Annotated in this window: 26 protein-coding genes; 11 read left to right on the forward strand and 15 right to left on the reverse strand. The window is 73.3% G+C overall.

What is annotated here, in order from left to right; genetic code table 11:
* Nucleotides 1-29: 29 nt before the first annotated feature.
* A complete protein-coding gene (locus ML5_RS25910) occupies nucleotides 30-1,250 on the reverse strand; it encodes an RNA polymerase sigma factor (protein WP_013476781.1) in 1,221 nt (406 codons plus the stop codon).
* Nucleotides 1,251-1,269: 19 nt separating this feature from the next.
* Nucleotides 1,270-1,662, reverse strand: coding sequence for a YciI family protein (locus tag ML5_RS25915; protein WP_013476782.1), 393 nt, complete (start codon nucleotides 1,660-1,662; stop codon nucleotides 1,270-1,272).
* A gap of 90 nt (nucleotides 1,663-1,752) precedes the next feature.
* Between ML5_RS25915 and ML5_RS25920 the strand changes: the two genes are divergently transcribed.
* Both ML5_RS25920 and ML5_RS25925 read left to right on the forward strand, forming a co-directional pair.
* Nucleotides 1,753-2,217 (forward strand): peroxiredoxin, encoded by a 465-nt coding sequence (locus tag ML5_RS25920; protein ID WP_221488069.1) that lies wholly within the window; start codon nucleotides 1,753-1,755, stop codon nucleotides 2,215-2,217.
* Between the two features lie 65 nt (nucleotides 2,218-2,282).
* Nucleotides 2,283-2,969 (forward strand): hypothetical protein, encoded by a 687-nt coding sequence (locus ML5_RS25925; RefSeq protein ID WP_013476783.1) that lies wholly within the window; start codon nucleotides 2,283-2,285, stop codon nucleotides 2,967-2,969.
* A gap of 70 nt (nucleotides 2,970-3,039) precedes the next feature.
* On the opposite strand, the gene cydB is transcribed toward ML5_RS25925, so the two are convergent.
* On the reverse strand, nucleotides 3,040-4,038 hold the full coding sequence (gene cydB / locus ML5_RS25930) for a cytochrome d ubiquinol oxidase subunit II (protein ID WP_013286337.1): 999 nt from the start codon (nucleotides 4,036-4,038) through the stop codon (nucleotides 3,040-3,042).
* A 17-nt stretch (nucleotides 4,039-4,055) separates the two neighbouring features.
* Entirely contained in the window at nucleotides 4,056-5,468 is a 1,413-nt protein-coding gene (locus ML5_RS25935) for a cytochrome ubiquinol oxidase subunit I (RefSeq protein ID WP_201766710.1), read from the reverse strand.
* Nucleotides 5,469-5,675: 207 nt separating this feature from the next.
* On the opposite strand from ML5_RS25935, the gene ML5_RS25940 reads away from it, so the two are divergent.
* Both ML5_RS25940 and ML5_RS25945 read left to right on the forward strand, forming a co-directional pair.
* Nucleotides 5,676-6,446 (forward strand): 1-acyl-sn-glycerol-3-phosphate acyltransferase, encoded by a 771-nt coding sequence (locus ML5_RS25940; protein WP_013286335.1) that lies wholly within the window; start codon nucleotides 5,676-5,678, stop codon nucleotides 6,444-6,446.
* A gap of 64 nt (nucleotides 6,447-6,510) precedes the next feature.
* Complete coding sequence (locus ML5_RS25945; RefSeq protein WP_013476785.1) at nucleotides 6,511-7,161, forward strand: flavodoxin family protein; 651 nt, start codon at nucleotides 6,511-6,513, stop codon at nucleotides 7,159-7,161.
* Nucleotides 7,162-7,324: 163 nt separating this feature from the next.
* Here the strand turns inward: ML5_RS25945 and ML5_RS25950 are convergent, their stop codons facing one another.
* Nucleotides 7,325-7,693, reverse strand: a complete 369-nt coding sequence (locus ML5_RS25950; protein WP_013476786.1) for a DUF4180 domain-containing protein — start codon at nucleotides 7,691-7,693, stop codon at nucleotides 7,325-7,327.
* Nucleotides 7,686-8,135, reverse strand: coding sequence for a helix-turn-helix domain-containing protein (locus ML5_RS25955; RefSeq protein WP_201766711.1), 450 nt, complete (start codon nucleotides 8,133-8,135; stop codon nucleotides 7,686-7,688). The genes ML5_RS25950 and ML5_RS25955 overlap by 8 nt, the downstream gene beginning before the upstream one ends.
* Nucleotides 8,136-8,223: 88 nt before the next feature.
* Between ML5_RS25955 and ML5_RS25960 the strand changes: the two genes are divergently transcribed.
* From ML5_RS25960 to ML5_RS25970, 3 genes are all read left to right on the forward strand, one after another.
* Nucleotides 8,224-8,991, forward strand: a complete 768-nt coding sequence (locus ML5_RS25960) for a glycerophosphodiester phosphodiesterase family protein (protein WP_013476788.1) — start codon at nucleotides 8,224-8,226, stop codon at nucleotides 8,989-8,991.
* Nucleotides 8,992-9,011: 20 nt separating this feature from the next.
* Nucleotides 9,012-10,409 (forward strand): MFS transporter, encoded by a 1,398-nt coding sequence (locus tag ML5_RS25965; RefSeq protein WP_013286330.1) that lies wholly within the window; start codon nucleotides 9,012-9,014, stop codon nucleotides 10,407-10,409.
* 94 nt (nucleotides 10,410-10,503) lie between these two features.
* Nucleotides 10,504-11,190 (forward strand): thymidine kinase, encoded by a 687-nt coding sequence (locus tag ML5_RS25970; protein ID WP_369752317.1) that lies wholly within the window; start codon nucleotides 10,504-10,506, stop codon nucleotides 11,188-11,190.
* Nucleotides 11,191-11,193: 3 nt separating this feature from the next.
* Here ML5_RS25970 and ML5_RS25975 read toward each other — a convergent pair whose 3' ends face one another.
* On the reverse strand, nucleotides 11,194-11,652 hold the full coding sequence (locus tag ML5_RS25975; protein ID WP_013286328.1) for a hypothetical protein: 459 nt from the start codon (nucleotides 11,650-11,652) through the stop codon (nucleotides 11,194-11,196).
* 99 nt (nucleotides 11,653-11,751) lie between these two features.
* Here ML5_RS25975 and ML5_RS25980 point away from each other — a divergent pair, with 99 nt between their 5' ends.
* On the forward strand, nucleotides 11,752-12,123 hold the full coding sequence (locus ML5_RS25980; RefSeq protein ID WP_013286327.1) for a VOC family protein: 372 nt from the start codon (nucleotides 11,752-11,754) through the stop codon (nucleotides 12,121-12,123).
* Between the two features lie 55 nt (nucleotides 12,124-12,178).
* Here the strand turns inward: ML5_RS25980 and ML5_RS25985 are convergent, their stop codons facing one another.
* The 6 genes from ML5_RS25985 to ML5_RS26010 form a co-directional block, all read right to left on the reverse strand.
* Nucleotides 12,179-13,168, reverse strand: a complete 990-nt coding sequence (locus ML5_RS25985) for a tyrosine-type recombinase/integrase (protein ID WP_013476790.1) — start codon at nucleotides 13,166-13,168, stop codon at nucleotides 12,179-12,181.
* 112 nt (nucleotides 13,169-13,280) lie between these two features.
* A complete protein-coding gene (locus tag ML5_RS25990) occupies nucleotides 13,281-13,715 on the reverse strand; it encodes an Hsp20/alpha crystallin family protein (RefSeq protein WP_013286325.1) in 435 nt (144 codons plus the stop codon).
* A 74-nt stretch (nucleotides 13,716-13,789) separates the two neighbouring features.
* Nucleotides 13,790-14,299: a GNAT family N-acetyltransferase gene (locus ML5_RS25995; protein ID WP_236619292.1), complete on the reverse strand. Its 510-nt coding sequence runs from the start codon at nucleotides 14,297-14,299 to the stop codon at nucleotides 13,790-13,792.
* Complete coding sequence (locus ML5_RS26000) at nucleotides 14,296-14,823, reverse strand: DUF2087 domain-containing protein (protein WP_013476792.1); 528 nt, start codon at nucleotides 14,821-14,823, stop codon at nucleotides 14,296-14,298. The genes ML5_RS25995 and ML5_RS26000 overlap by 4 nt, the downstream gene beginning before the upstream one ends.
* A 132-nt stretch (nucleotides 14,824-14,955) precedes the next feature.
* Nucleotides 14,956-15,510 carry an isochorismatase family protein gene (locus tag ML5_RS26005; protein ID WP_013476793.1) on the reverse strand — a complete coding sequence of 185 codons (555 nt, stop codon included), beginning with the start codon at nucleotides 15,508-15,510 and terminating at the stop codon, nucleotides 14,956-14,958.
* A gap of 67 nt (nucleotides 15,511-15,577) precedes the next feature.
* Nucleotides 15,578-16,066, reverse strand: a complete 489-nt coding sequence (locus tag ML5_RS26010) for a GNAT family N-acetyltransferase (RefSeq protein ID WP_013476794.1) — start codon at nucleotides 16,064-16,066, stop codon at nucleotides 15,578-15,580.
* A 108-nt stretch (nucleotides 16,067-16,174) separates the two neighbouring features.
* On the opposite strand from ML5_RS26010, the gene ML5_RS26015 reads away from it, so the two are divergent.
* From ML5_RS26015 to ML5_RS26025, 3 genes are all read left to right on the forward strand, one after another.
* Nucleotides 16,175-17,716 carry a glycosyltransferase family 39 protein gene (locus ML5_RS26015; RefSeq protein ID WP_013476795.1) on the forward strand — a complete coding sequence of 514 codons (1,542 nt, stop codon included), beginning with the start codon at nucleotides 16,175-16,177 and terminating at the stop codon, nucleotides 17,714-17,716.
* A gap of 13 nt (nucleotides 17,717-17,729) precedes the next feature.
* The gene (locus ML5_RS26020) at nucleotides 17,730-18,548 is read left to right on the forward strand and encodes a TIGR04222 domain-containing membrane protein (protein ID WP_013476796.1); all 819 of its coding nucleotides are present in this window, start codon (nucleotides 17,730-17,732) and stop codon (nucleotides 18,546-18,548) included.
* Nucleotides 18,549-18,691: 143 nt separating this feature from the next.
* Complete coding sequence (locus ML5_RS26025; protein WP_013286318.1) at nucleotides 18,692-19,000, forward strand: hypothetical protein; 309 nt, start codon at nucleotides 18,692-18,694, stop codon at nucleotides 18,998-19,000.
* 67 nt (nucleotides 19,001-19,067) lie between these two features.
* Here the strand turns inward: ML5_RS26025 and ML5_RS26030 are convergent, their stop codons facing one another.
* Nucleotides 19,068-20,639, reverse strand: a complete 1,572-nt coding sequence (locus tag ML5_RS26030; RefSeq protein WP_013476797.1) for an MDR family MFS transporter — start codon at nucleotides 20,637-20,639, stop codon at nucleotides 19,068-19,070.
* A gap of 62 nt (nucleotides 20,640-20,701) precedes the next feature.
* Nucleotides 20,702-21,241, reverse strand: a complete 540-nt coding sequence (locus ML5_RS26035; RefSeq protein ID WP_255348702.1) for a TetR family transcriptional regulator — start codon at nucleotides 21,239-21,241, stop codon at nucleotides 20,702-20,704.
* Nucleotides 21,242-21,348: the final 107 nt, after the last annotated feature.

Raw genomic sequence — 21,348 nt, forward strand, 5'->3', positions numbered from 1 at the left:
GCACGGCGTCTCCTGACCGGCGCCGCAGCTCAGGAGACGCCGGTCAGGCGGCTCAGGCGCCGGTTGAGGTAGCGCTGTTCGGGCAGGCTTCCGGTCAGCCGCGCGGCCAGCCGGTAGTGCTCGGCGGCGGCCTGTGGGTCGCCGTGGAGTTCCAGCAGGTGCGCGCGGACGGCGTGCAGCCGGTGGTGGCCGCGCATCGCCGGGTCGGCCAGCAGCGGGTCGAGCAGCGCCAGCCCGACGGCGGGGCCGTGCGCCATGGCCACCGCGACGGCCTGGTTGAGCGTGACGAACGGGCTGGGGGCGACCCGGCTCAGCATGTCGTAGAGGACGCTGATCTGCAGCCAGTCGGTGTCCGGGAAGGCCGGTGCCTCGGCGTGCACGGCGGCGATGGCCGCCTGGAGCTGGTAGCGGCCCACCGGGCCGTGGGGCAGGGCCCGGCCGAGCAGCGTGACGCCCTCGTCGATGAGGTCGCCGCGCCAGCGGGAGCGGTCCTGGTCGGCCAGCGGCACGAGGTCACCGGCGGCGTCGGTGCGGGCGGGCGACCGGGCGTGGGTGAGCAGCATCAGCGCCAGCGCGCCGGTGACCTCGTGGTGGCCGGGCAGCGCGGCGTGGACCTGCCGGGTGAGCCGGATCGCCTCCTCGGCGAGTTCGACGTCGAGGAGCTGGTCGCCGGAGGTGCGGGTGTAGCCCTCGCTGAACACCAGGTGGCACACGTCCAGCACGGCGGCCACCCGGCCGGGCAGCGCGTCCGGCGGCGGCATGGTGAACCGGGCGCCCGCCTCGCGCAGCGTCGCGCGGGCCCGGCTCAGCCGCTGGGTCATGGTCCGGGCCGGCACCAGGTAGGCGGCGGCGATCTGCTCCACGCGCAGTCCCGCGACCGCGCGCAGGGTCAGCGCGACCTGGGAGGGGCGGCTCAGCGCCGGGTGGCAGCACAGGAACAGCAGCCGCAGCGTGTCGTCGGCGCCGGTCACGGGCGTGTCGTCGACGGGCGGCACGACGCCGGCGCCGGGTTGCCGGACCGCGTCGAGCCGCTCGCGGCGGCTGCGGGCCTCCTCGGCGCGCATCCGGTCGATCAGCCGCCGCGCGGCGACCCGGATGAGCCAGGCGCGGGGTTCGTCGGGGACGCCGGTGAGCGGCCACCGGGCGGCGGCCGCCTCCGCCGCGTCCTGCAGGGCGTCCTCACAGGCGTCGGGTTGCCCGTAGCGGCGCAGCAGCGCGGCGCGGACGTGCGGCGCCTCCCGGCGCCACACGTCCGCGAGGGGCGGGGCGTTACTGATCGGACCCGCCCGGCCACATCAGGGGCCGCAGCTCGACGGTCTCCCCCGGGCCGGCGAACTTCGCGGCGACGGCGTCGGCGCGGGCCTGGTCCTCGACGTCGACGAGGAAGAAACCGGCGAGGTGTTCCTTCGCCTCAGAGTACGGGCCGTCGGTCGCCAGCGGCGCGCCGTCGCGCCACCGGTAGAGCCGGGCGGTGCGGGGGTCGCCGAGCGCCTCGCCGACGACCAGTTCCCCGTTGGCGTGCAGCTCGGTCATCACCTGCTCGAAGTCGGCGTTGAGCCGGTCGCGTACCTCGGCGGGCAGCTCCTGGTGGGCGGCGAGGTATTCGGAGGTGGGGTGGCCCCACGGCTCCGGGTTGGAGTGGATCATGATCACGTACTTCACTGTCGGTCCTTCGCGTCGTGCGGCGGTGCCTCCCCGCCGCTCGCCGGGTACGACGGAGCGGGATCGCCGATGTCTACATATCCTCGCGTCATGAGTGACGCGGTGGGTGTCGGTGACCTGGTCGAGGATTTCACGCTGCCGGACGAGACGGGCACGCCACGGCGGCTGTCGGAGTTCCTGGCCGCCGGTCCGGTGGTGCTGTTCTTCTACCCGGCGGCGATGACGCGGGGCTGCACAGCGGAGAGCTGCCACTTCCGGGATCTGGCGGCGGAGTTCGCGGCGGTGGGCGCGTCTCGGGTGGGGATCAGCCGGGATCCGGTGCAGCGGCAGGCGGAGTTCTCCCGCCGGCACGGGTTCGACTATCCGCTGCTGTCCGACGTCGACGGCGAGGTGGCGCGGGCGTTCGGGGTGCGGCGGCGGCTGCCGCTGGGCGCGCTGAGCACCCGGCGGATGACGTTCGTGATCGGCACGGACCGGCGGGTGCTCGCAGTGGTGCACAGCGAGCTGAGCATGAACGAGCACGCCGACGCGGCGCTGCGGGCCCTCGGGGGCTGATCATTGCGGTGTCGCAGCCGGCTGGTATCAAGGCTGCGTCAAACAGGTGTACGGAAGAGGGCGTGATGGCGGGTCAGGGTTTGTCCACTGACGAGGTTCAGGGGATCCGGGAGGCGCTGGCCGCGGGCCGCAAGCCCCGGGTGGTGTTCACCGAGGCGGCCGGGCAGATGGCCGGGCAGCTCGGGCAGGTGGTGGAGCTGACCGACCCGGCGGCGTCGGAGGAGTTCGTGGTGGTGCGGTTCGGCCGCGACGAGCTGCCGTTCTCCCCCGCCGACGTGGCGATCGCCCCGAAGGGTGCCGGGCGGCGTCCGGCCGCCGAGGCGAAGCCGGAACCGGAGCAGCCGCCGGCCGCGCCGGAGCCGGAGTTCGTGCTGGACACGCCGCGGGTGCCGGCGCCGCGGCGGGAGGAGCCGAAGGCCGAGCAGCCGCAGGCGGAACCGAAGCCGGCGAAGCGGGTCGTGAAGGCCGCGAAGCCGAAGACCCCGCCGGGGCTGACCGTCACGCTGGCCTACGCCGAGGGCGAGTGGACGGTGGCCGCGCAGCAGGGCACGAAGGCGCTGGCCCGGCCGTACGTGGTGAAGCCGGCCGAGGCGCTGCGGATGGTGGCGCTGGTCGACGTTCCCGGGGTGCAGGAGGCGGTGGAGCAGATCCTGGCCGCCGAGCGGGCCGAGGCCGAGCAGCAGGCGGAGAAGCTGCGCGCCGAGCTGGCCGAGATCGAGGCGCGGCTGGCGGAGCTGCGCGAGGCGCGCTGACCCCGGAACGCCCCGCGGGGCCGGTGCGACCCCCTCGCACCGGCCCCGCGCCCCTGCGCCCACAGGTCGATCAGTGTTGCGGAATGTTCTGTACCCCGATCCGGCGGCGGAACACCCAGTACGTCCAACCTTGGTACGCCAGCACGATCGGCGTGAACACCACAGCCACCCAGGTCATGATCTTCAAGGTGTACGGGGTGGACGCGGCGTTGGTGGCGGTCAGCGTGCCGGCCGCGTCGAGGGTGGACGGCATCACGTTCGGGAACAGCGCGGCGAACAGCGTCGCCACGGCCAGCGCGATCGCCACGGCGGTGCCGGTGAACGCCCAGCCCTCCCGGCGTACCTTGGCCGCGGCCAGGCCGCCGAGCAGGGCGAGGGCGGCGCCGACGGCGAGCACGACGGCGGCGGCGCTGGAGCGGATGCTCAGCGACCAGCTCAGGAACGCCACGGCGGCCACGGCGGTGCCGACGCCGAGCTTCACGGCGAGGGCGCCGGCGCGCTCCCGGATGTCACCGGTGGTCTTGAGCGCCAGGAACACCGCGCCGTGAGTGAGGAACAGCCCCAGCGTGGTCAGGCCGCCGAGCAGCGCGTACGGGTTGAGCAGGTCGAGCAGGCCGCCGACGTACTCGTGGTCGGCGTCCAGCGGCACGCCGCGGAAGATGTTGGCGAACGCCACGCCCCACAGCACGGCCGGGATCGCCGAGCCCCAGAAGATGGCCTGGTCCCAGCGGCGCTTCCAGGACGCCTCGGGCCGCTTGTGGCGGTACTCGAAGGCGACGCCGCGGGCGATCAGGGCCAGCAGGATGAGCAGCAGCGGCAGGTAGAAGCCGGAGAACAGGGTGGCGTACCACTCGGGGAAGGCGGCGAACATGGCGCCGCCGGCGGTGATCAGCCACACCTCGTTGCCGTCCCAGACCGGGCCGATGGTGTTGATCAGGACGCGGCGCTGCCTGTCGTCGCGGCCGAGCACCGGCAGCAGCATCCCGACGCCGAAGTCGAAGCCTTCGAGGATGAAGTAGCCGGTGAAGAGCACTGCTACGAGGAGAAACCAGACGGTCGTCAGTTCCACGGTTGGGCTCCGGGGTGTCAGTAGGCGAACGCCAGCGGGCGCTCGGCGTCGTCGGTGTCGTCGTCGTCGGACTGGGGGGTGACGTCCGGTACGCCGGCGCGGGCGTAGCGGACCAGCAGTTTGAACTCGACCACCGCGAGGACGGCGTAGATGAGGGTGAACGCGGTGAACGAGGTGAGCACCTCGGTCAGGGAGACGCTGCGGGACACGCCGTCGCGGGTGAGCATCTCGCCGAAGACGATCCACGGCTGGCGGCCCATCTCGGTGAAGATCCAGCCGAAGGAGTTGGCCAGCAGCGGCAGCACGGGCATGACCAGGCCGGCCCGCAGCAGCCACTTGCTGGTGGGGGTGCGGCCCTTGCGCTGGCTCCACAGCACCAGCAGCGCGATCGCGGCGGCGGCCAGCCCGAAGCCGATCATGAAGCGGAAGCTCCAGTAGGTGACCGGGATGATCGGGGCGTAGTTGCCGGGGCCGTACTGGCTGGCGTACTGGGCCTGCAGGTCGTTGATGCCCTGCACGGTGCCGTTGGGGTCGCCGGTGCCGAGGAACGACAGCAGGTACGGGATCTTGACGGCGAACAGCTCGCGGCTGCCGTCGAGGCTGCCGACGGTGAGCACGGAGAACGAGGCGGGGCTCTCGGTGGTGTAGAGGCCCTCGGCGGCGGCCATCTTCATCGGCTGCACCTCGGTCATGATCTTGCCCTGGATGTCGCCGGTGAGGACGACCAGCGCCGAGGAGATCAGGACGACCCAGGAGCCGAGCTTGGTGGCGAAGCGGTACGCGCCGGTGTCGGCGCTGTCGCGGTTGCGCATCACGTGCCACAGGCCGACGGTGACCATCAGCGACCCGGCGACCAGGAACGCGCCGGCCAGGGTGTGCGGGAAGGTCACCAGGGCGACCTTGTTGGTGAGCACGGCGACGAAGTCCGTCAGCTCGGCACGGCCACTCTCCGGGTTGATCCGGAACCCGACCGGGTTCTGCATGAACGAGTTGGCGGCGAGGATGAAGTACGCCGACAGGTTGGTGCCGATCGCGGCGGCCCAGATCGCGGCCAGGTGCAGGCGCTTGGGCAGCCGGTCCCAGCCGAAGATCCACAGGCCGATGAACGTGGATTCGAGGAAGAACGCCACCAGGGCCTCGATGGCCAGCGGCGCGCCGAAGATGTCACCGACGAAGCGGGAGTAGTCACTCCAGTTCATGCCGAACTGGAACTCCTGCACGATGCCGGTGACCACACCCATCGCGAAGTTGATCAGAAAGAGCTTGCCGTAGAACTTGGTGAGTTTGAGGTACCGCTCGTTGCCGGTGCGGTGCCACATGGTCTGGAGGATCGCCACCAGCACGGACAGGCCGATGGTCAACGGCACGAACAAGAAGTGGTAGACGGTGGTGACACCGAACTGCCAGCGGGCGACGTCCAACGCGTCCACCTGAAACCCCCAGCTGCGCATACTACGAGACGTAGTAGATACTACTCGGCGTCGTAGCGAAAGCAGCAGGGCCGCAGGGCCCCACCCGGCCCGGGACCAATGACCCTGATCACCTTGCCGGAGGACCTGCGGTCCCGGGATCACCCACGCCGGAGGACCCCCACCGGCTCCCCCCGCTGTGCCCGCGCGTGGGAACATCCAGCACTGATGAACAGCACCCCCTGGCGCGCGCCGCTGCTGTGGCGGAGCGCGCAGACGCTCGCCCGCGCCGTCGTCGGGCTGGTCGGCCGGCTGGAGGTCACCGGCGACGTGCCCGACGCGCTGCGCCACGGCCCGCTGGTCCTGGCCGCCAACCACATCAGCCCGTTCGACCCGGTGGTGCTCGCCGCCGCCTGCCGGGTCCGGCGCGTCGCGCCCCGGATCATGGCCACCGGCGGTCTGTTCCGCGCCCCGGTGATCGGGTCGCTGATGCGCCGCGCCGGGCACATCCGCGTCGACCGGGGCACCTCCGCGGTGCACCGGTCACTGGAGGTCGCCGCCGAGGCCGTGGCCGGCGGCTCGGTGGTGGTGGTCTACCCGGAGGGACGCATCGGGCTCGACCCGGGCATGTGGCCCGAGCGGGGCAAGACCGGCGCCGCCCGGCTCGCCTTCGCCAGCGGCGCCGCCGTGGTCCCGGTCGCCCAGTGGGGCTCGCACGAGGTGCTCCCCTACCGGGCGCCCAAGGGCATGCTGCGCGCGACAGCCCGGGCGATCGTCCGCCGGCCCGCCATCCGGGTGCACTTCGGCGCTCCGGTGCCGCTGGACGACCTGCGGTCGGGCTCCCCCGGCGCGGCCCGGCAGGCCACCGACCGGATCATCGACGCGATCACCGACGACCTGGTGCCGCTGCGCCCCGACGAGCCGGACCGGCCGCGCCACGTCGACCCGGGCCGGCCGGTCGACACCGCCCGCGCCCACCGTCGCCACCGCGCCGGCTGACGCATCCCGGCGCCGGTGGCGGGTATCAAGTCCTCGCGCCCCTTCAGGTGGAGAGGACCTGGTCATGACCGCTGTCCGAGCACTCGTTCTCAACTGCACCCTGAAGCGCTCCCCGGCGACGTCCAGTTCACAGGTGCTCGGTCAGGAGGTGCTCGACGCGCTGGCCGAGCAGGGCGTCGACGGCGAGATCGTCCGGGTGGTCGACCACGACGTGCGCTTCGGGGTCTCCGTCGACGAGGGCGACGGCGACGGCTGGCCCGGCATCCGCGCCAAGCTGCTCGCCGCCCAGATCCTGATCATCGCCACGCCGATCTGGCTCGGTCAGCCCTCGTCGGTGACCAAGATGGTCCTCGAACGGCTGGACGCCGAGCTGTCCGAGACCGACAACCAGGGCCGCCTGCGCACCTACGGCAAGGTCGGCGGGGTGGCCGTGGTCGGCAACGAGGACGGCGCGCACCACACCATCGCCGAGGTGCAGCAGGCCCTCAACGAGGTGGGGTTCACCTGCCCGGCCGCCGGGGCCACCTACTGGGTCGGGGAGGCGCTGCACAAGACCGACTACGTCGACGCCCGCCCCAAACCCGACACGACCGGCCGCACCACCGCCGCGCTGGCGCTCAACAGCGCCCACCTGGCCCGGCTGCTCGCGGAGCAGCCCTACCCGCCACCCGGAACCCGCGACGCAGGCACCGGCCCCAGCAGCCAGTCCGGCTGACCCGGCGCCCCTGCCCGCACCCGACCCGACCCCGCGGCCCGCTACTCCGCCGTCGATCTTGCAATTGGTGCCCCGGCAAACCCGGCCAAACGCCCCCGACAAGGGCCGCAAGTGCAAGATCAGCGAGGCGAGGGCGGGCGAGGCCGGGGCGGGGTGGGTGGGGTCAGGCGGTGGTGCGCAGCCGGTCGTCGAGTGCGGCCAGGTCCGGGACGAACCACACCTGGTCGTGCCGGTTCGACTCGGCCACCAGCGCGCGCAACGCGCCGCTGCGCTCCAGGTGGGCGGAGATGTCACCGACGATCGCCAGGCGCAGCCGGTAGTTGACGAACTTCTGCATCACGTCACCGGCGAAGCGGGTGCCGAGCGTGAAGAAGTCGGGGTCGAGCCGCTCGGCCGGTACCGCGACCACAGTCGCGCCGAGGAACGCCGCGCCGATCAGGTCCAGCGCGTCGCGCTCGGTGGCGATCGGCGGGCCGTCCGGGTCGCAGACCAGCACCTGCTCGCCGGCGCGCTCCTGCATCAGGTCAGCCACGGCTGTGCTCCCCGCCGCCGAGCAGGCCGTTGCCGCCGTCGAGCACCCCGTCGAGCAGGCGCAGCAGGTCGGCGGTGGCGGTGAGATCGCCCAGGATCATGATGGTCATGCGGTGCCGCTCCTCGTCGTGGACCGTCTGCACGCGCAGCGGACGGTCCGGGTCGTGGTGGGTGTTCACGCCGGCCAGCACCAGCGTGGCGAGCCGGTCGACGGCGGCCCGGTCGACGCCGTCGAGCCGCACGACGCTCGACACCTCCGCCCCCGGCGCCGAGGGCGGCGCGGGCCGGCCGGTCAGCGCGTCCAGGTCCGCACGGGTGATCCGGTACTGCTTGCCGATCCGCGTGGCCCGCAGCCGCCCGGAGCGGATGTAGCCGCGCACGGTGCGCACGTGCAGGCCGAGCAGGTCAGCGACCTGCTCCACCGAGTACATGTCGTTACTCATCGCACCGTATCTTAGCGATGATGGGGAACGATAGGTAATTTCACCGCCCGGCCATGTCTGCGCCACCCGGGCCGGGCATACTGCCCGCGTGCAGCCCCGTCACGGCTACCTCGACGCGCCCGCGCCGCTGGCGTTCGCCCACCGCGGCGGCGCGGCCGACGGCGACGAGAACACCGCCGCCGCGTTCGCCCGTGCCGTCGCCCTGGGCTACCGGTACGTGGAGACCGACGTGCACGCCACCGCCGACGGCGTACCGGTGGTCTTCCACGACCCGACGCTGCGCCGGGTCACCGGCGAGCCGGGTCGCATCGCGGATCTGCGCTGGGCCGACCTGGCCTCGGTACGCGTCGGCGGCGCCGCCCTGGTGCCCCGCCTGGACGAGGTGCTCGGCGCCTGGCCGCAGGTGCGGTTCAACATCGACGTGAAGTCCGACGGCGGCGTGGCGCCCACCGTCGCCACGGTCACCCGGGTCCGCGCGGGCGGGCGGGTGCTGCTCGCCTCGTTCAGCGACGCCCGGCTGGCCCGGCTGCGGGCGCTGGCCGGGCCGAAGGTCGCCACCAGCCTCGGCATGCGCGGCGTGGCCCGGCTGCGGCTGGCCTCGCTGCACGGACGGCCGCTACGGCTGCCCCCGTCGGTGGTGGCCGCGCAGGTGCCCGTCGCCTTCGGGCGGGTGCCGGTGGCCGACCGGCGGTTCCTCGCGCACTGCCACCGGATCGGGTTGCAGGTGCACGTCTGGACGATCGACGATCCCGCCCAGATGCACCACTTACTTGATCTTGGTGTGGATGGCATCATGACCGATCACGTCAGCGTGCTCCGTGACGTCTATCGCAGTCGCGGCCACTGGGCCGCCTGAGCCCCCGAGGACGACCCCCGATGGCCGATACGGTCACCCCCGCCGTCGCCGACCCCGCCGGACCGGGCAGCACCCGCCGCGAGCGCACCGGCTGGTACTTCTACGACTGGGCGAACTCCGCGTTCCAGACCACAGTCATCACGGTCTTCCTCGGGCCGTTCCTCACCACGGTCACCGAGCTCGCCGCCGGTTGCGAGCTGGGCGCGGACAGCTGCGACGGCGCGGTGTACCCGCTGGGCATCAAGGTCGCCGCCGGATCGTTCTACCCGTACCTGATCTCGCTGTCGGTCTTCCTCACCGTGTTCGTGCTGCCGGTGATCGGCGCGATCGCCGACCGGTCGGCGCACAAGAAGCGGCTGCTCGCCGCCGCGGCGTTCACCGGCGCCGGCGCGACAATCGCGTTCGCGTTCGTCACCGGCGAGCGCTACCTGCTCGGCGGCGCGCTGTTCCTGATCGCGAACATCTCCTTCGGCGCCGCCGTGGTCGTCTACAACTCGTTCCTGCCGCAACTCGGCGGTCCCGACGAGCGCGACGGCATCTCCAGCCGCGGCTGGGCCATCGGCTACCTCGGCGGCGGCCTGCTGCTCGCGCTGAACCTCGTCGCGGTCACCATGCTCAGCGAGGAGGGCAACGCCCAGCGCACGCTGGACCTGGCCCGCTGGTCGATCGTGTCCGCAGGCGTGTGGTGGGCCGCGTTCACCCTGGTGCCGCTGCGCTGGCTGCGGGAGCACCCGACCGAGGCGGCCCGCCGGGGCGGCAGCGGCGTCAACGTGCTCACCGACGGGTTCCGGCAGCTCGGGCGCACCCTGCGGGAGATCAAGACGTACCCGCTGACGCTGTACTTCCTGCTCGCGTTCCTGGTCTTCAACGACGGCATCCAGACCGTCATCACCCTCGCCAGCCAGTACGGCACCGAGGAGCTGCGGCTGGAGCAGAGCACGCTGATCGTGACGATCCTGCTGGTGCAGTTCCTCGCCTTCGGCGGCGCGCTCGCCCTCGGCGCGCTCGCCAAACGCATCGGTGCCTGGAAGACCGTGCTGCTGTCGCTGGTGCTCTGGACCGGTGTGATCATCGCCGCGTTCCGGCTGCCGGCCGAGGCGCCCGTGCCGTTCATGATCCTCGGCGGCTGCATCGGCCTGGTGCTCGGCGGCAGCCAGGCGCTGAGCCGGTCGCTGTTCAGCCAGCTCATCCCGGCCGGCAAGGAGGGCGAGTACTACGGCTTCTACGAGATCAGCGACAAGGGCACCAGCTGGCTCGGCCCGCTGGCGTTCGGCCTGGTCTTCCAGCTGACCTCGTCGTACCGGGTGGGCCTGGTGTCGCTGCTGATCTTCTTCGTGGTCGGCTTCGCGCTGCTGGCCGCCGTGCCGATGCGCCGGGCCATCATCGCCGCCGGGAACACCCCGCCCCGGGTGCTCTGACCCGTCGCGCCCTCGTGGATCATCGGGGGCCTGATCAGGCGGCGTCGATGGACTAGGCTGCCCCGACGTGACCGACGACGCCGCCCCCACCTGCCTGGCCCGCCCCCTGCCGGGGCCCGGCGACGACCGGGCCGCCGGCTGCGCCGCCGCCCGCGGCGTCGACGGCCGGCCGCTGCACGCCGCCGCGCTCAAGTTCTTCTGGGGGCCGATGGACTGCGGCAAGTCCACCATGGCGTTGCAGATGAACCACAACCACGCCCGGCAGGGCCGCCGCGGCCTGGTCACCACCCGCATCGACCGCTCGCTGGGCCCGCAGGTCACCACCCGCATCGGCCTGGCCCACGAGGCCGTCGAGGTCACCGACGACCTCGACCTGCGCGTCCTGGTCCGCGACGCGTGGGCCGAGGGGGTACGCGTGGACTACCTGATCTGCGACGAGGCCTCGTTCTACAACCTCGAACACATCGAGCAGATGGCCGAGCTGGTCGACCGGTTCGACGTCGACGTCTACGCCTTCGGCCTGGCGACCGACTTCCGCTCCTGTCTGTTCCCCGCGGCGCAGCGGCTGTTCGAACTGGCCGACGAGGTGGCCCGCATCCAGGTCGAGGTGCTGTGCTGGTGCGGCCGGGAAGGGCTGCTCAACGCCCGCGTGGTCGGCGGCCGGGTGGTCCGCGAGGGCGCGCAGGTCGTCATCGGCGACACCGTGGACACCGCCGACGTGCGCTACCAGGTGCTGTGCCGGCGCCACTACCGCTCCGGGGACCTCGGCCCGCGTGCCTGAGCGTCAGAACGGGTCTCCGCACACCCGCCAGCCGCCGCCCTCCGGCACCACAGGCAGCTCCCGCTCCTCGCTGCCGCCGCCGTCCCGGTTGATCCGCACGAGCACCGTGCCGCGCGGCCGGCCCGATCGGGTCGCCACCGACACGTCGACGATCTCGTAGCCGCTGACCTGCGGAGGCGTCCGCACCCAACTGCCGAAGCCCGACTTGCTCCACCTGCCCCGGGCCTCGGCGCACAGCCGCTCGTACGCCGCGTCGGTGTCACCGGCCGCGACGTCGCGGAAGAACCCGTCGGCGGTCTCCCGCACCGGCCCGTCGGCCTGGAACACCACCTGCGCGTTCCACGCCGCGAGCCCGGCCACCCCGATCAGGCAGGTGCCCACGCCGAGACCGGCGATCAGCACGCCCGCGCGTAGCGGGCGGCGACGCCGGGCCGTGTGGTGCCACTCCCGCTGCCTGCCCATCACTGTCGACGGTAGGCAACCGGACGGTGACGCGCAGCCGGTTGCGACGCGCGCTCGTACCGGACAGCAAACGGCGGGCATCGGCGGCAGACTGTCCGCATGACAGCTCATGCCGACATCGCCATGATCAGTATCGACAGCTCCGACCCGGCCGCGCACGCCGCCTTCTACGCCAAGGCGCTGGGATGGGAGATAACCCACAGCGAGGCCGAGTACGCCATGATCGTCAAGGACGGCCCGGCGATCGGGTTCGGCCTGGTGCCCGGCTACACGCCGCCGGCGTGGCCGGACGAGAGCGGCGACAAGCGTTACCACCTGGACCTCTACGTCGACGACGTGGCGGTCGCGGAGAAGGACCTGGTGGCGGCCGGCGCGACCCGGCCCGAGTTCCAGCCCGGCGGCGAGCGGTGGACCGTGCTGCTCGACCCGATCGGGCAGCCGTTCTGCCTCTGCCCCCGCCCCCAGGGCTGACCGGTCGGCGCAGCGGGCCGCAGTGCTCCGCGGCCCGCTGCGCGGCTGGTGGCGGTCAGCCGCGGCGGCGGGCCCGCGCCGCCCAGATCGCGTACGCCGGATCCCGGTCCAGGTTGTGCCGGTCCCGGTCGTAGCGGCGGGTGGTACGCGGATCGGCGTGCCCCATCGCGTCCTGCACGTCCTCCAGCGGCACCCCCTCGGAGCGGGCCGTGGTGGCGAACGCGTGACGCAGCGAGTGCGGCGACAACTTCGCCCACGCGGCGATCCCGGCCCGCTGCGCGAGGCGGCGCACCAGCCGGAACACGGCGTGCCGGTCCAACCGGCCGCCGGTGGCGGTGACCAGCAGCGGACCGGTCAGCTCCGGCACGGTGACACCCTGCGCGGCGGCCCGCACGGCCAGGTAGGCGTCGACCGCGTACGCGGTGCCCGGGGTGAGCGCGCGCCGGCGTACCTTGCCGCCCTTGCCGACGAAGCGGATGCTGCGGTGACCGCGCTCCGTGCCCAGGTCGGACACGTCCAGCGCGACCAGTTCCCCCACCCGCAGCCCCAGGTCGGCCAGCAGCGCGACGGCGGCCCGGTTGCGGGCGGCGGCCGGGCCGGTGTCGGCCTCGGCGGCGGCGATCAGCGCGTCCACCTCGTCGGGGGTCAGGCCGACGGTGGCGGAGTGGTCCCGGTCGACTCGTGGCCGGTCCGCCGCCGACACCGGGTTGGCGGGCACCGCGCCCAGCTTGACCAGGAAGTCGTACCAGCTCGACAGCGCGGACAGCCGGCGCGCGACGGTGGCCGGGGTGAGCGGCCGGCCTGCGCGGCCGCGGGGTGTGGACTCCAGTTCCCGGCCGTAGGCGTTGACGTCGAGGAAGGTGGCCCGCAGCGGGTCGACTGCCTGCTCGGCGCACCACGTCAGCCAGCCGGTGACGTCGCGGCGGTACGCGTCGCGGGTGTGCTCGGACAGTCGCCGGTTGCGCAGCCACGCCTCGGTGACGTCGGCCGGACCGGCGGGCAGGGCGGCGGGGCGGGCGCGGGGCAGCACCTCGGGGCGAAGCATGTGAGAAAGGTTCTCAGCCGGCGGGGTGTTTGGCGACGAGGCGCGCTGACCGCCGGTACGCCGAAGGGGGTCGGCCGGCGCTCCGGCCTCCCCCGCTTCGGGCGTGACGTGCTCAGGCGGTGGTGAGCTGACGGTGGCCGTTGCTCTCGGCGGGCGTGCTCACAGTGATCCGGCGCGGCTTGGCGCGCTCGGCGATCGGGATGCGCAGCGTCAGCACGCCGTTGTCGTAGCCCGCCTCCAGCCGGTCGGTGTCGAGCGTGTCGCCCAGGAACAGCTGCCGGGTGAACGTGCCCATCGGACGCTCGGCGGCGACCAGCTCCACGTTCTCGCCGGTGGGACGGCGGCGCTCGGCGCGGACGGTCAGCACGTTGCGCTCGACGGTGCAGTCGATGCTGTCCGGGTCTACGCCGGGCAGGTCGAACGCCGCGTAGAAGTGGTCACCGTCGCGGTACGCGTCGAGGTGCATCACGGCGGGCCGGGCGGTGGTGCCGAAGAACTGCTCGGCGATCCGGTCGATCTCGCGGAACGGGTCGGTACGCATCAACATGACTCTTGCCTCCTCGGTTCTCCTGACCCAAGGTCTCAAGTTGAGTCTGGGTGACTCAAGTTCCTGGTTCTGTTTTAGCGCGCCTGCGCCGCGTCGTCAACTCGTCCCGCGAGCGCCTTCTCGAACCAGTGCTGCGCGTACGGGCCGCTGGTGAACGCGGGGATCTCCCGGTAGCCGTGCCGGGCGTACAGGGCCCGCGCCTCGACCAGGTCGGAGCGGGTGTCCAGCCGGATCCGCGTCGCCCCGCCCCCGGTCGCGTACGCCTCGATCGCGGCGATCAGCGCCGCCCCGCCCCCGGCGCCCCGGCGCTCCGGGCGCACGTACACCCGGGTCAGCTCGGCCCAGTCCGGCTGCCACCTCAGCCCGGCGCACCCGGCGAGCCGCCCCTCGTGGCGGGCGAGCACCAGCAGCCCGGTGGGAGGGGCCAGGTCGTCGCTCGGGTCCTCGGCCAGCGCGGCGTCCACCTCGCCGGGCCGCTCCGGGCGGCCGTACCAGCGGCGCACCATCTCCGCCATGTACTCGCGCAGCATCAGCGCCGCGTCCGGCCCGTCCGGGCGCACGACCTGCGTGCTCCAGCCCGTCACGGGCCGGTCCGCCAGTAGACGCCCTGCTCGCGGGTGAGCAGCATGTCGTCGATCAGGTAGCGGCGCAGCGTCACGTGGTCGGCGTCGCCGCCCTCGCACCAGCGGCGCAGCGCCTCGTCCACCTCCCGTTCCGGGTAGCGCCGCCCGGGTTCGAAGGTGCGTTCGGTGATGTGCTCCAGCAGCACGCGGCGGCGCCCCCGCTGCGCGGGCAGCCGGGTCAGCGCGCCGTCGCGCAGGAACGTGCGCAGGATCGTCTCGCGCGGGTTCGCGGCCGGGGCCGCCGGGGATGCCGCACCGGCCCGGGCGAACTCGCGCAGCCGCCCGGCGTCGACCCGCAGCCCGTCCCCGTCGTCGGTGAGCACGCCGGCGTCGGTGAGACGGCGGACGGCCACTGCGGCGTCGCGGGCGGGCAGGCCGGTACGGGCCACCACGGCCGGCACGTCCCGGGCGCCGAGCACGATCGCGGCGAACACGGTCCGGCGGCGCTCGTCGGCGAGCGCCCCGGCGAGGGCTTGAGCGGTCATGGCGGGCAGCCTGTCAGCAACCCGCCGGATCCGGCGAGGCGTTTTCCGGCCGCCGCTCCCCGGGTCGCCACGGCGGACGGCGGCCCGGCCGGTCCCCGACACCGACCGGTGCGACCGGCGCGTCCCGGCAGGTCAGGCCGCGAAGTCCACCTCGGCGGCCTCGACGGTGCCGGCGGTGCGCCCCGGGGCGGTCTGGAAATTCCAGTAGAGGTTGGTGTGGGCGATCACCTGCGCGGGCGGCGGCGTGCCGTAGGCGGACAGGTCCTCGGTGGTGTGCGCGTCGGCGACGAGCGTGGCGTCGTAGCCGCGGGTGAACGCCCCGTGCAGCGTCGACCTGATACACGCGTCGGTCTGCGCGCCGGTCACGACCAGCCGGCCCACCCCGGCGGCGGCGAGCACCGGCTCCAGGTCGGTGTCCTCGAAGGAGTCGCCGTACGCCTTGTGCACCAGCGGCTCGTCGTCGCGGCGCGACAGCTCCGGCACGATCCGCCACTGCTCACTGTCGGGCGGCAGGTCGTCGCTGCGGTGCTGCACCCACACCACCGGGACGGCGGCGTCGCGGGCCCGGTCGACCAGACCGGCGATGGTGGCGACCACGCGGTCACGGTCGTGGGCGCCGCCCACCACACCGTTCTGCACGTCGACGACGAGCAACGCGGTGTGCGGACGGCCGGTGAGCGTGGTCATGGCGACTCCTCGGGTGGTGACGGTCCCGGTCAACCTAGCCCCGGCCCCCGACACTCCCGGGCCGCGCTCACAGCCGCCGGTGCATCACGTGCAGCCCGACCCGTCCCCGCTCCGGGTGCGCGAACGCCTCCGGCACGGTGCCGATCACCGTGAAGCCGAGCCGCCGGTACAGCTCCACCGCCGCCGTGTTGGTCTCCACCACGGCGTTGAACTGCATCGCGGCGAAACCCTGCCGCCGGGCCCAGTCCAGCGCCTCCTCGCACAGCGCCCGGCCCACACCCCGGCCCCGGGCGTCCGCCGCGACCATGAAGCTCGCCGTCGCCACGTGCGACCCCGGCCCGGGCCGGTTCGGGCCCATCTTCGCGGTGCCGCGCACCGCGCCGTCGCGGTCCACCGCGACCGAGGTACGCCCCGGCGGGCGCCCCACCCACACCTCGCGCACCGTCTCCGGCGGCCACCGCGGGTCGTACGGGAACGTGTCGGCGGCGGTGATGACGTCGGCGAGGATCGGCCGGACCTGGGCCCAGTCGGCGTCGGTGTAGTCACGAATCAGCATCGGCGCGCACGCTAGCCGCCGCCCCGGCCGTCCGGCCACCGGTTTCCGTCCACCCGGCCGAGGGCGGCGGGGCATCGGCGGACCACCCGCCGGGGCCATCATGGACGGGTGGCCGAATCAGTCGCCGACATCGATCGGAGCGAGGCCGCCGCACCCGGTGGCCCGCCGCCCGCCGGTCCGCGTACCGCCGCGCCCCTGGTGGTGGGCGCGGCCCTCACCGTCGTGCTGCTGTCGCTGGCCGGCCGCTACGGCTACCACCGCGACGAGCTGTACTTCCTGCTGTGCGGCCGGCACCTCGACTGGGGCTACGTCGACCAGGGGCCTCTCGTGCCGGCGCTGGCGCGGCTGGCCGACACGATCGCGCCGGGCAACCTGGTGGTGCTGCGTACCCCGTCGGCGTTCATCGGCGGCGCGGCGGTGGTCCTGGTCGCCGCGATCGCCCGGCAGTTCGGCGCCGGCCGCGTCGCCCAGACGGCCGCGGCGGTGCTCGCCGCCGCCTCGGGCATCGTGCTGGCCGGCGGCCACCTGCTCAGCACCACGAGCGTCGACCTGCTGGTGTGGCTGGCCGCCGCGCTGTGCGTGGTGCGGATGCTGCGCACCGGCGACACCCGGTGGGCGCTCGGCGCCGGGCTCGCGCTCGGCGTCGGCCTGCTCAACAAGCCGCTGCCCGCGCTGCTCGGCGTGGGCCTGGTCGCCGGTCTGCTGATCGCCGGGCCGCGCCGGCTGCTGCGGGACCGGTGGGTGCTCGCCGGCGCGGGAATCGCCGCGCTGCTCGCCGTGCCGTACGCGGTGTGGCAGGCCGCGCACGGCTTCCCGCAGCTCGACGTCGCCGCGTCGATCGCCGAGGGCGACAGCTCCTACAGCGGCCGGATCGACGCGGTGGTGCTCCAGTTCCTGATCATCAGCCCGTTCGCGGTCCCGGTGTGGGTAGCCGGGCTGGTGGCGCTGCTGCGCCGACCGTCCTGGGCGGCGTACCGGTCGCTGGCCTGGGCGTGGCTGGTGGTGGTCGCGATCGTGGTGGCGGCCGGTGGCAAGGGCTACTACGACGCGCCGCTGCTGCTGGTGCTCACCGCCGCCGGGGTGGTGCCGGTCGTCGCGTGGGCGCAGCGGGGCGCGGCCCGGGTCCGGCAGGCGCTGCTGGTCACAGCCGCCGTGCTGATGGCGGCGAGCAGCGCGGTGCTGCTGCTGCCCACGCTGCCGGCCGACCGGCTGCCCGGGTTCGTGGTCGCTGTCAACTACGACGCGGGCGAGACCATCGGCTGGCCCGAGTTCGCCGACTCGGTGGCCGCCGTGCACCGCGCGCTGCCGCCGGCCGAGCGCGACCGGGCCGTGGTGTTGACCGGTAACTACGGCGAGGCCGGGGCGCTGGCCCGCTACGGTCCGGCCCGGGGCCTGCCCCGCGCGTACTCCGGGCACAACAGCATGGCCACGTTCGGCCGGCCGCCCGACGACGCCGACGTGGTGATCGTCGTCGGCTGGCCCCGGCCGGAGCCGCTGCGTGCCTGGTTCACCGAGGTCACCGAGGTGGGCCGGGTCGACCAGCGGGCCGACGTCGACAACGACGAGAACGGCGAGCCGATCTTCCTCGCCCGGGGCCTGCGGCGTCCGTGGTCACAGATCTGGGACACCGAGGTACGCCACGGCTCCTGAGATACTTGCCGCCATGCTCTGGGGAGTCAGCGGGCCGATCTTCCTCCTCGACTACCTCGGCGCGGTCGCCGTGGCAGTCGTGATCGCCGTGGCGATACGCGAACTGACCGGCCGCCGTACCCGCGGTGCGACACCCGACCGGGTCGAGCTGGCGTACCTGACCGACCGGGCGCTGCTGGCCTGCCAGGTCGGGGTGGCCGCGCTGCGCCGCGCGGGCGGGGTCGACGTCGGCGAACTCGCCACCCTGCACGCGCAGGGGCCGCCCCCGGCCGGTTCGCCCGCGCTGGTGCGCGCCCTGCACACCGCGCTGCGCCGCCCGCAGACCTGGGCGGCGGTACTCGCCGATCCCGCAGTGGGCCGGGCGCTGCGCCGTACGGTCGGGCGGCTGGTCCGCGACGGCTGGCTGCTCACCCCCGGGCAGCGGCGGCGGATCGCGCTGGGCACGGTGCCGCTGTTCGCGGTCGCCGCGGTCGGACTGACCCGGCTGGTGGACAGCGCGGTCGAGGGGCGCTCGGCGGGCGGTCCGGCCTCGGTCGCCGGGCTGCTGCTGTGCTGCCTGGCCACCGCGCTGGGTGGCTGGTGGCTGACCGAGGTGCCGGAGACCGGCGCCGCCGCCCGCCGGTTGCTGCGGCGGCTGCGCCGCGAGCACGCCGACCTGGACCCGGAGCGCCGCCCGGTCTGGCAGGGCCGGGACACCGACACGCTGCTGACCGGGATGGCCCTGTTCGGCCCCCGGCCGCTGCTCGCCGTGGACCCGGCGTTCGCCGTACAGGTCGGCGTCGACCCGGAACGGGACCGCCCGCGCCCCGACCGCAAACCCGCCCGCCGCTGACCAGACCTCTCATTTCGGGTCGATCATGAGGTTGACGGCGTTCCGTGTCCGTTTTGCCCGGCACAACGTCATGATCGACGGAGGGCAGGCAGGCCGGGGCGCCGGCCGGGTTTCCTTGTCTTGAGCGCCGGGAAGGCTCGGGCATGGCCGAGACATTCGTGAGCGAAGACCTGAAGACACTGCAGGCGATTGCGCGCGGGGCCGGGATACAGGAGGTCGACCGCCTGTCGCCGGACCAACTGGTCGAGGCGCTGCGCCGCGCCGGGGTGACCGACGGTACGCAGGACCAGTGGCCGCCCCAGCCGATCGAGGACCCGGCCCACCTGGCGGGGCTGCCCCGCAGCTCGCTGAAGCAGGGCGACGAGAGCACCGGCGGCCGGGCCGCCGAGGAGTCGATCGGCGCCATGCCCGGCGAGTCCGGCACGGAGATCAACGACCGCACCGAACGCTGACCGTACGCGAGGAAAGGGCCGCCCCCGGTGTTCCCGGGGGCGGCCCTCCACGCTCGACCGGACGCGGTCAGTGCATGCCGGCGGCGGCAGCCGCCTCCTCGCGGGCCCGGCGCTCGTCGCCGCTGAGCGTGTTCAGCGGCTTCTCCTTGATGAACAGCACGACGATCAGGGCGAGCAGCGCGAACGGCGCGCCGATGAGGAACATCTCCGACGTGGCGATGTCGTAGACGTCCTGCACGATCCGCAGCACCGGCTCCGGCAGGGCGGACAGGTCCGGCACCTCGGCCGAACCGCCGCCGGCCGCGATCGGCCCCAGCCGCTCCACGGTCAGCGAGGTCACCCGGTTCGCCAGGACCGCGCCGAGCGCGCTCACGCCGACCGCGCCGCCCATGCTGCGGAAGAACGTCAGCACCGAGGTGGCCGCGCCGAGTTCGGCGGCCGGTACGTCGTTCTGCGCGGCCAGCACCAGGTTCTGCAGGAGCATGCCCACGCCGACACCCAGCACCGCCATGTACACCGACAGCACCGGCACGCTCGTGTTCGCGTCGATGGTGCTCAGCAGCAGCATGCCGACCGTCATCACCGCGGCGCCGGCGACCAGGAACATCTTCCAGCGGCCGTACTTGGTGATCAGCTGACCCGCCACCGTCGAGGAGACCAGCAGGCCGAGGACCATCGGCAGGCTCATCAGGCCGGCCGCGGTCGGCGACTTGCCCAGCGAGGTCTGGAAGTACTGCGACAGGAACACGGTGCCGCCGAACATCGCCACGCCCACGAGGATGCTCGCGATCGTGGTGAGACTGACGGTGCGGTTGCGGAAGATGCCGAGCGGGATGATCGGCTCCTCGGTGCGGGACTCGACGAACACGGCGAGCGCGAGCAGCGCCAGCCCGCCGCCGACCAGCAGCGCGGTCCAGCCGGACGCCCAGTCGAACTTGTTGCCCGCGAGCGACGACCAGATCAGCAGCGTGGACACGCCCGAGGTGATCAGGAGGGCGCCGAGCCAGTCGATGCGGACCTTGCGGCGCACCACCGGCAGGTGCAGCGTCTTCTGCAGCAGGGCGATGGACAGCAGGCTGAACGGCACCCCGATCAGGAAGCACCAGCGCCAGCCGAGCCAGGACGTGTCGACCAGGACGCCGCCGATCAGCGGGCCGGCGATGGTGCCGACACCGAACACGGCGCCGAAGATGCCGGCGTACCGGCCCAGCTCACGCGGCGGGATCATGGCCGCCATGACGATCGTGGCGAGCGCTGTCATGCCGCCCGCGCCGATGCCCTGGATGACCCGGCTGAGCAGCAGCACCTCGACGTTCGGGGTGAAGCCGGCGACCAGCGAACCGGCCACGAACAGGCCGAGGGACAGCTGGATGAGCAGCTTTTTGCTGTAGAGGTCGGCCATCTTGCCCCACAGCGGCACCGTTGCGGTCATCGCCAGCAGCTCGCTGGTGACGATCCAGGTGTAGACGGTCTGGCTGCCGTCGAGGTCGGCGATGATCCGGGGCAGCGCGTTCGCCACCACCGTGGAGGCGAGGATCGCCACGAACATGCCGACCATCAGGCCGGACAACGCCTGGAGGACCTCCCGGCGTGACATCCGCGTACCCGTCTCGGCGGGCGGAACAGTGGCGGTGGTCATCGAACTCCTTGTCGTGTGCACGGGCGAGCGGCCGCGCGACGGCGGCGGCCGGTAGGAACGGCTCAGGCCGAGGCGTACGGATCGGGCAGGCCGGCGGCGACGGCGGCGAACGCCTCGGCGGTCAGTTCGCGCAGCGTCGTCGTGTCGGGTCGCTCGACCCACTGCATGAGGGCCGTGCGGAAGACCGCGCCGGCAACAGTGGTGACGAGCGTCGGGTGGCCGTGGCACGGGTCGACGCCCAGCCGGGCGGCCACCGCCGCGACGATCACCTGCTCGGTCTCGGCGTTGCCGCTGATCAGCCGCGGAAGAAGCGACGGGTTCGCCGCGATCACCCGCAGGCGCAGCAGCCACACCTCGCGGTCGGCCTCGACGGCCTCGACCACGTCGTCGAAGGCCAGCCGCAGCGCGTCGAACGCGGACAGCTCCGGCGGGGCGGCGACGATGCGGGCGGCAAGCACCTCGCGGTCGGTCGGCTGGTCGCCGAGCAGCGCCTCGTCCTTGCTGGGGAAGTAGTTGAAGAAGGTGCGGGCCGACACCTCGGCGGCCTCGCTGATCTCCTCCACCGTCACCTGGTCCAGGCCGCGTTCGGCGACCAGGCGCAGCGCGGCGGCGCTGAGGGCGGCGCGGGTCTGGCGCTTCTTGGCCCGCCCGTAGTTTCCAGACCAAAAACAACGGTAAGAACTGAGGGTTGATCAGGGTCCGTCCCGAG

Origin of the sequence: Micromonospora sp. L5 (assembly GCF_000177655.2) — a bacterium.
Classification (GTDB): Bacteria; Actinomycetota; Actinomycetes; order Mycobacteriales; family Micromonosporaceae; genus Micromonospora; species Micromonospora aurantiaca.

What these genes read in the sequence shown, in the direction of transcription:
- ML5_RS25920 (WP_221488069.1), top strand. Translation starts at nt 1,753, where the DNA reads ATGAGTGACGCGGTGGGTGTCGGTGACCTGGTCGAGGATTTCACGCTG.
- ML5_RS25925 (WP_013476783.1), top strand. Translation starts at nt 2,283, where the DNA reads ATGGCGGGTCAGGGTTTGTCCACTGACGAGGTTCAGGGGATCCGGGAG.
- ML5_RS25940 (WP_013286335.1), top strand. Translation starts at nt 5,676, where the DNA reads ATGAACAGCACCCCCTGGCGCGCGCCGCTGCTGTGGCGGAGCGCGCAG.
- ML5_RS25945 (WP_013476785.1), top strand. Translation starts at nt 6,511, where the DNA reads ATGACCGCTGTCCGAGCACTCGTTCTCAACTGCACCCTGAAGCGCTCC.
- ML5_RS25955 (WP_201766711.1), bottom strand. Translation starts at nt 8,135, where the DNA reads ATGAGTAACGACATGTACTCGGTGGAGCAGGTCGCTGACCTGCTCGGC.
- ML5_RS25965 (WP_013286330.1), top strand. Translation starts at nt 9,012, where the DNA reads ATGGCCGATACGGTCACCCCCGCCGTCGCCGACCCCGCCGGACCGGGC.
- ML5_RS25975 (WP_013286328.1), bottom strand. Translation starts at nt 11,652, where the DNA reads ATGGGCAGGCAGCGGGAGTGGCACCACACGGCCCGGCGTCGCCGCCCG.
- ML5_RS25980 (WP_013286327.1), top strand. Translation starts at nt 11,752, where the DNA reads ATGACAGCTCATGCCGACATCGCCATGATCAGTATCGACAGCTCCGAC.
- ML5_RS25985 (WP_013476790.1), bottom strand. Translation starts at nt 13,168, where the DNA reads ATGCTTCGCCCCGAGGTGCTGCCCCGCGCCCGCCCCGCCGCCCTGCCC.
- ML5_RS25990 (WP_013286325.1), bottom strand. Translation starts at nt 13,715, where the DNA reads ATGTTGATGCGTACCGACCCGTTCCGCGAGATCGACCGGATCGCCGAG.
- ML5_RS26000 (WP_013476792.1), bottom strand. Translation starts at nt 14,823, where the DNA reads ATGACCGCTCAAGCCCTCGCCGGGGCGCTCGCCGACGAGCGCCGCCGG.
- ML5_RS26005 (WP_013476793.1), bottom strand. Translation starts at nt 15,510, where the DNA reads ATGACCACGCTCACCGGCCGTCCGCACACCGCGTTGCTCGTCGTCGAC.
- ML5_RS26010 (WP_013476794.1), bottom strand. Translation starts at nt 16,066, where the DNA reads ATGCTGATTCGTGACTACACCGACGCCGACTGGGCCCAGGTCCGGCCG.
- ML5_RS26020 (WP_013476796.1), top strand. Translation starts at nt 17,730, where the DNA reads ATGCTCTGGGGAGTCAGCGGGCCGATCTTCCTCCTCGACTACCTCGGC.
- ML5_RS26025 (WP_013286318.1), top strand. Translation starts at nt 18,692, where the DNA reads ATGGCCGAGACATTCGTGAGCGAAGACCTGAAGACACTGCAGGCGATT.
- ML5_RS26030 (WP_013476797.1), bottom strand. Translation starts at nt 20,639, where the DNA reads ATGACCACCGCCACTGTTCCGCCCGCCGAGACGGGTACGCGGATGTCA.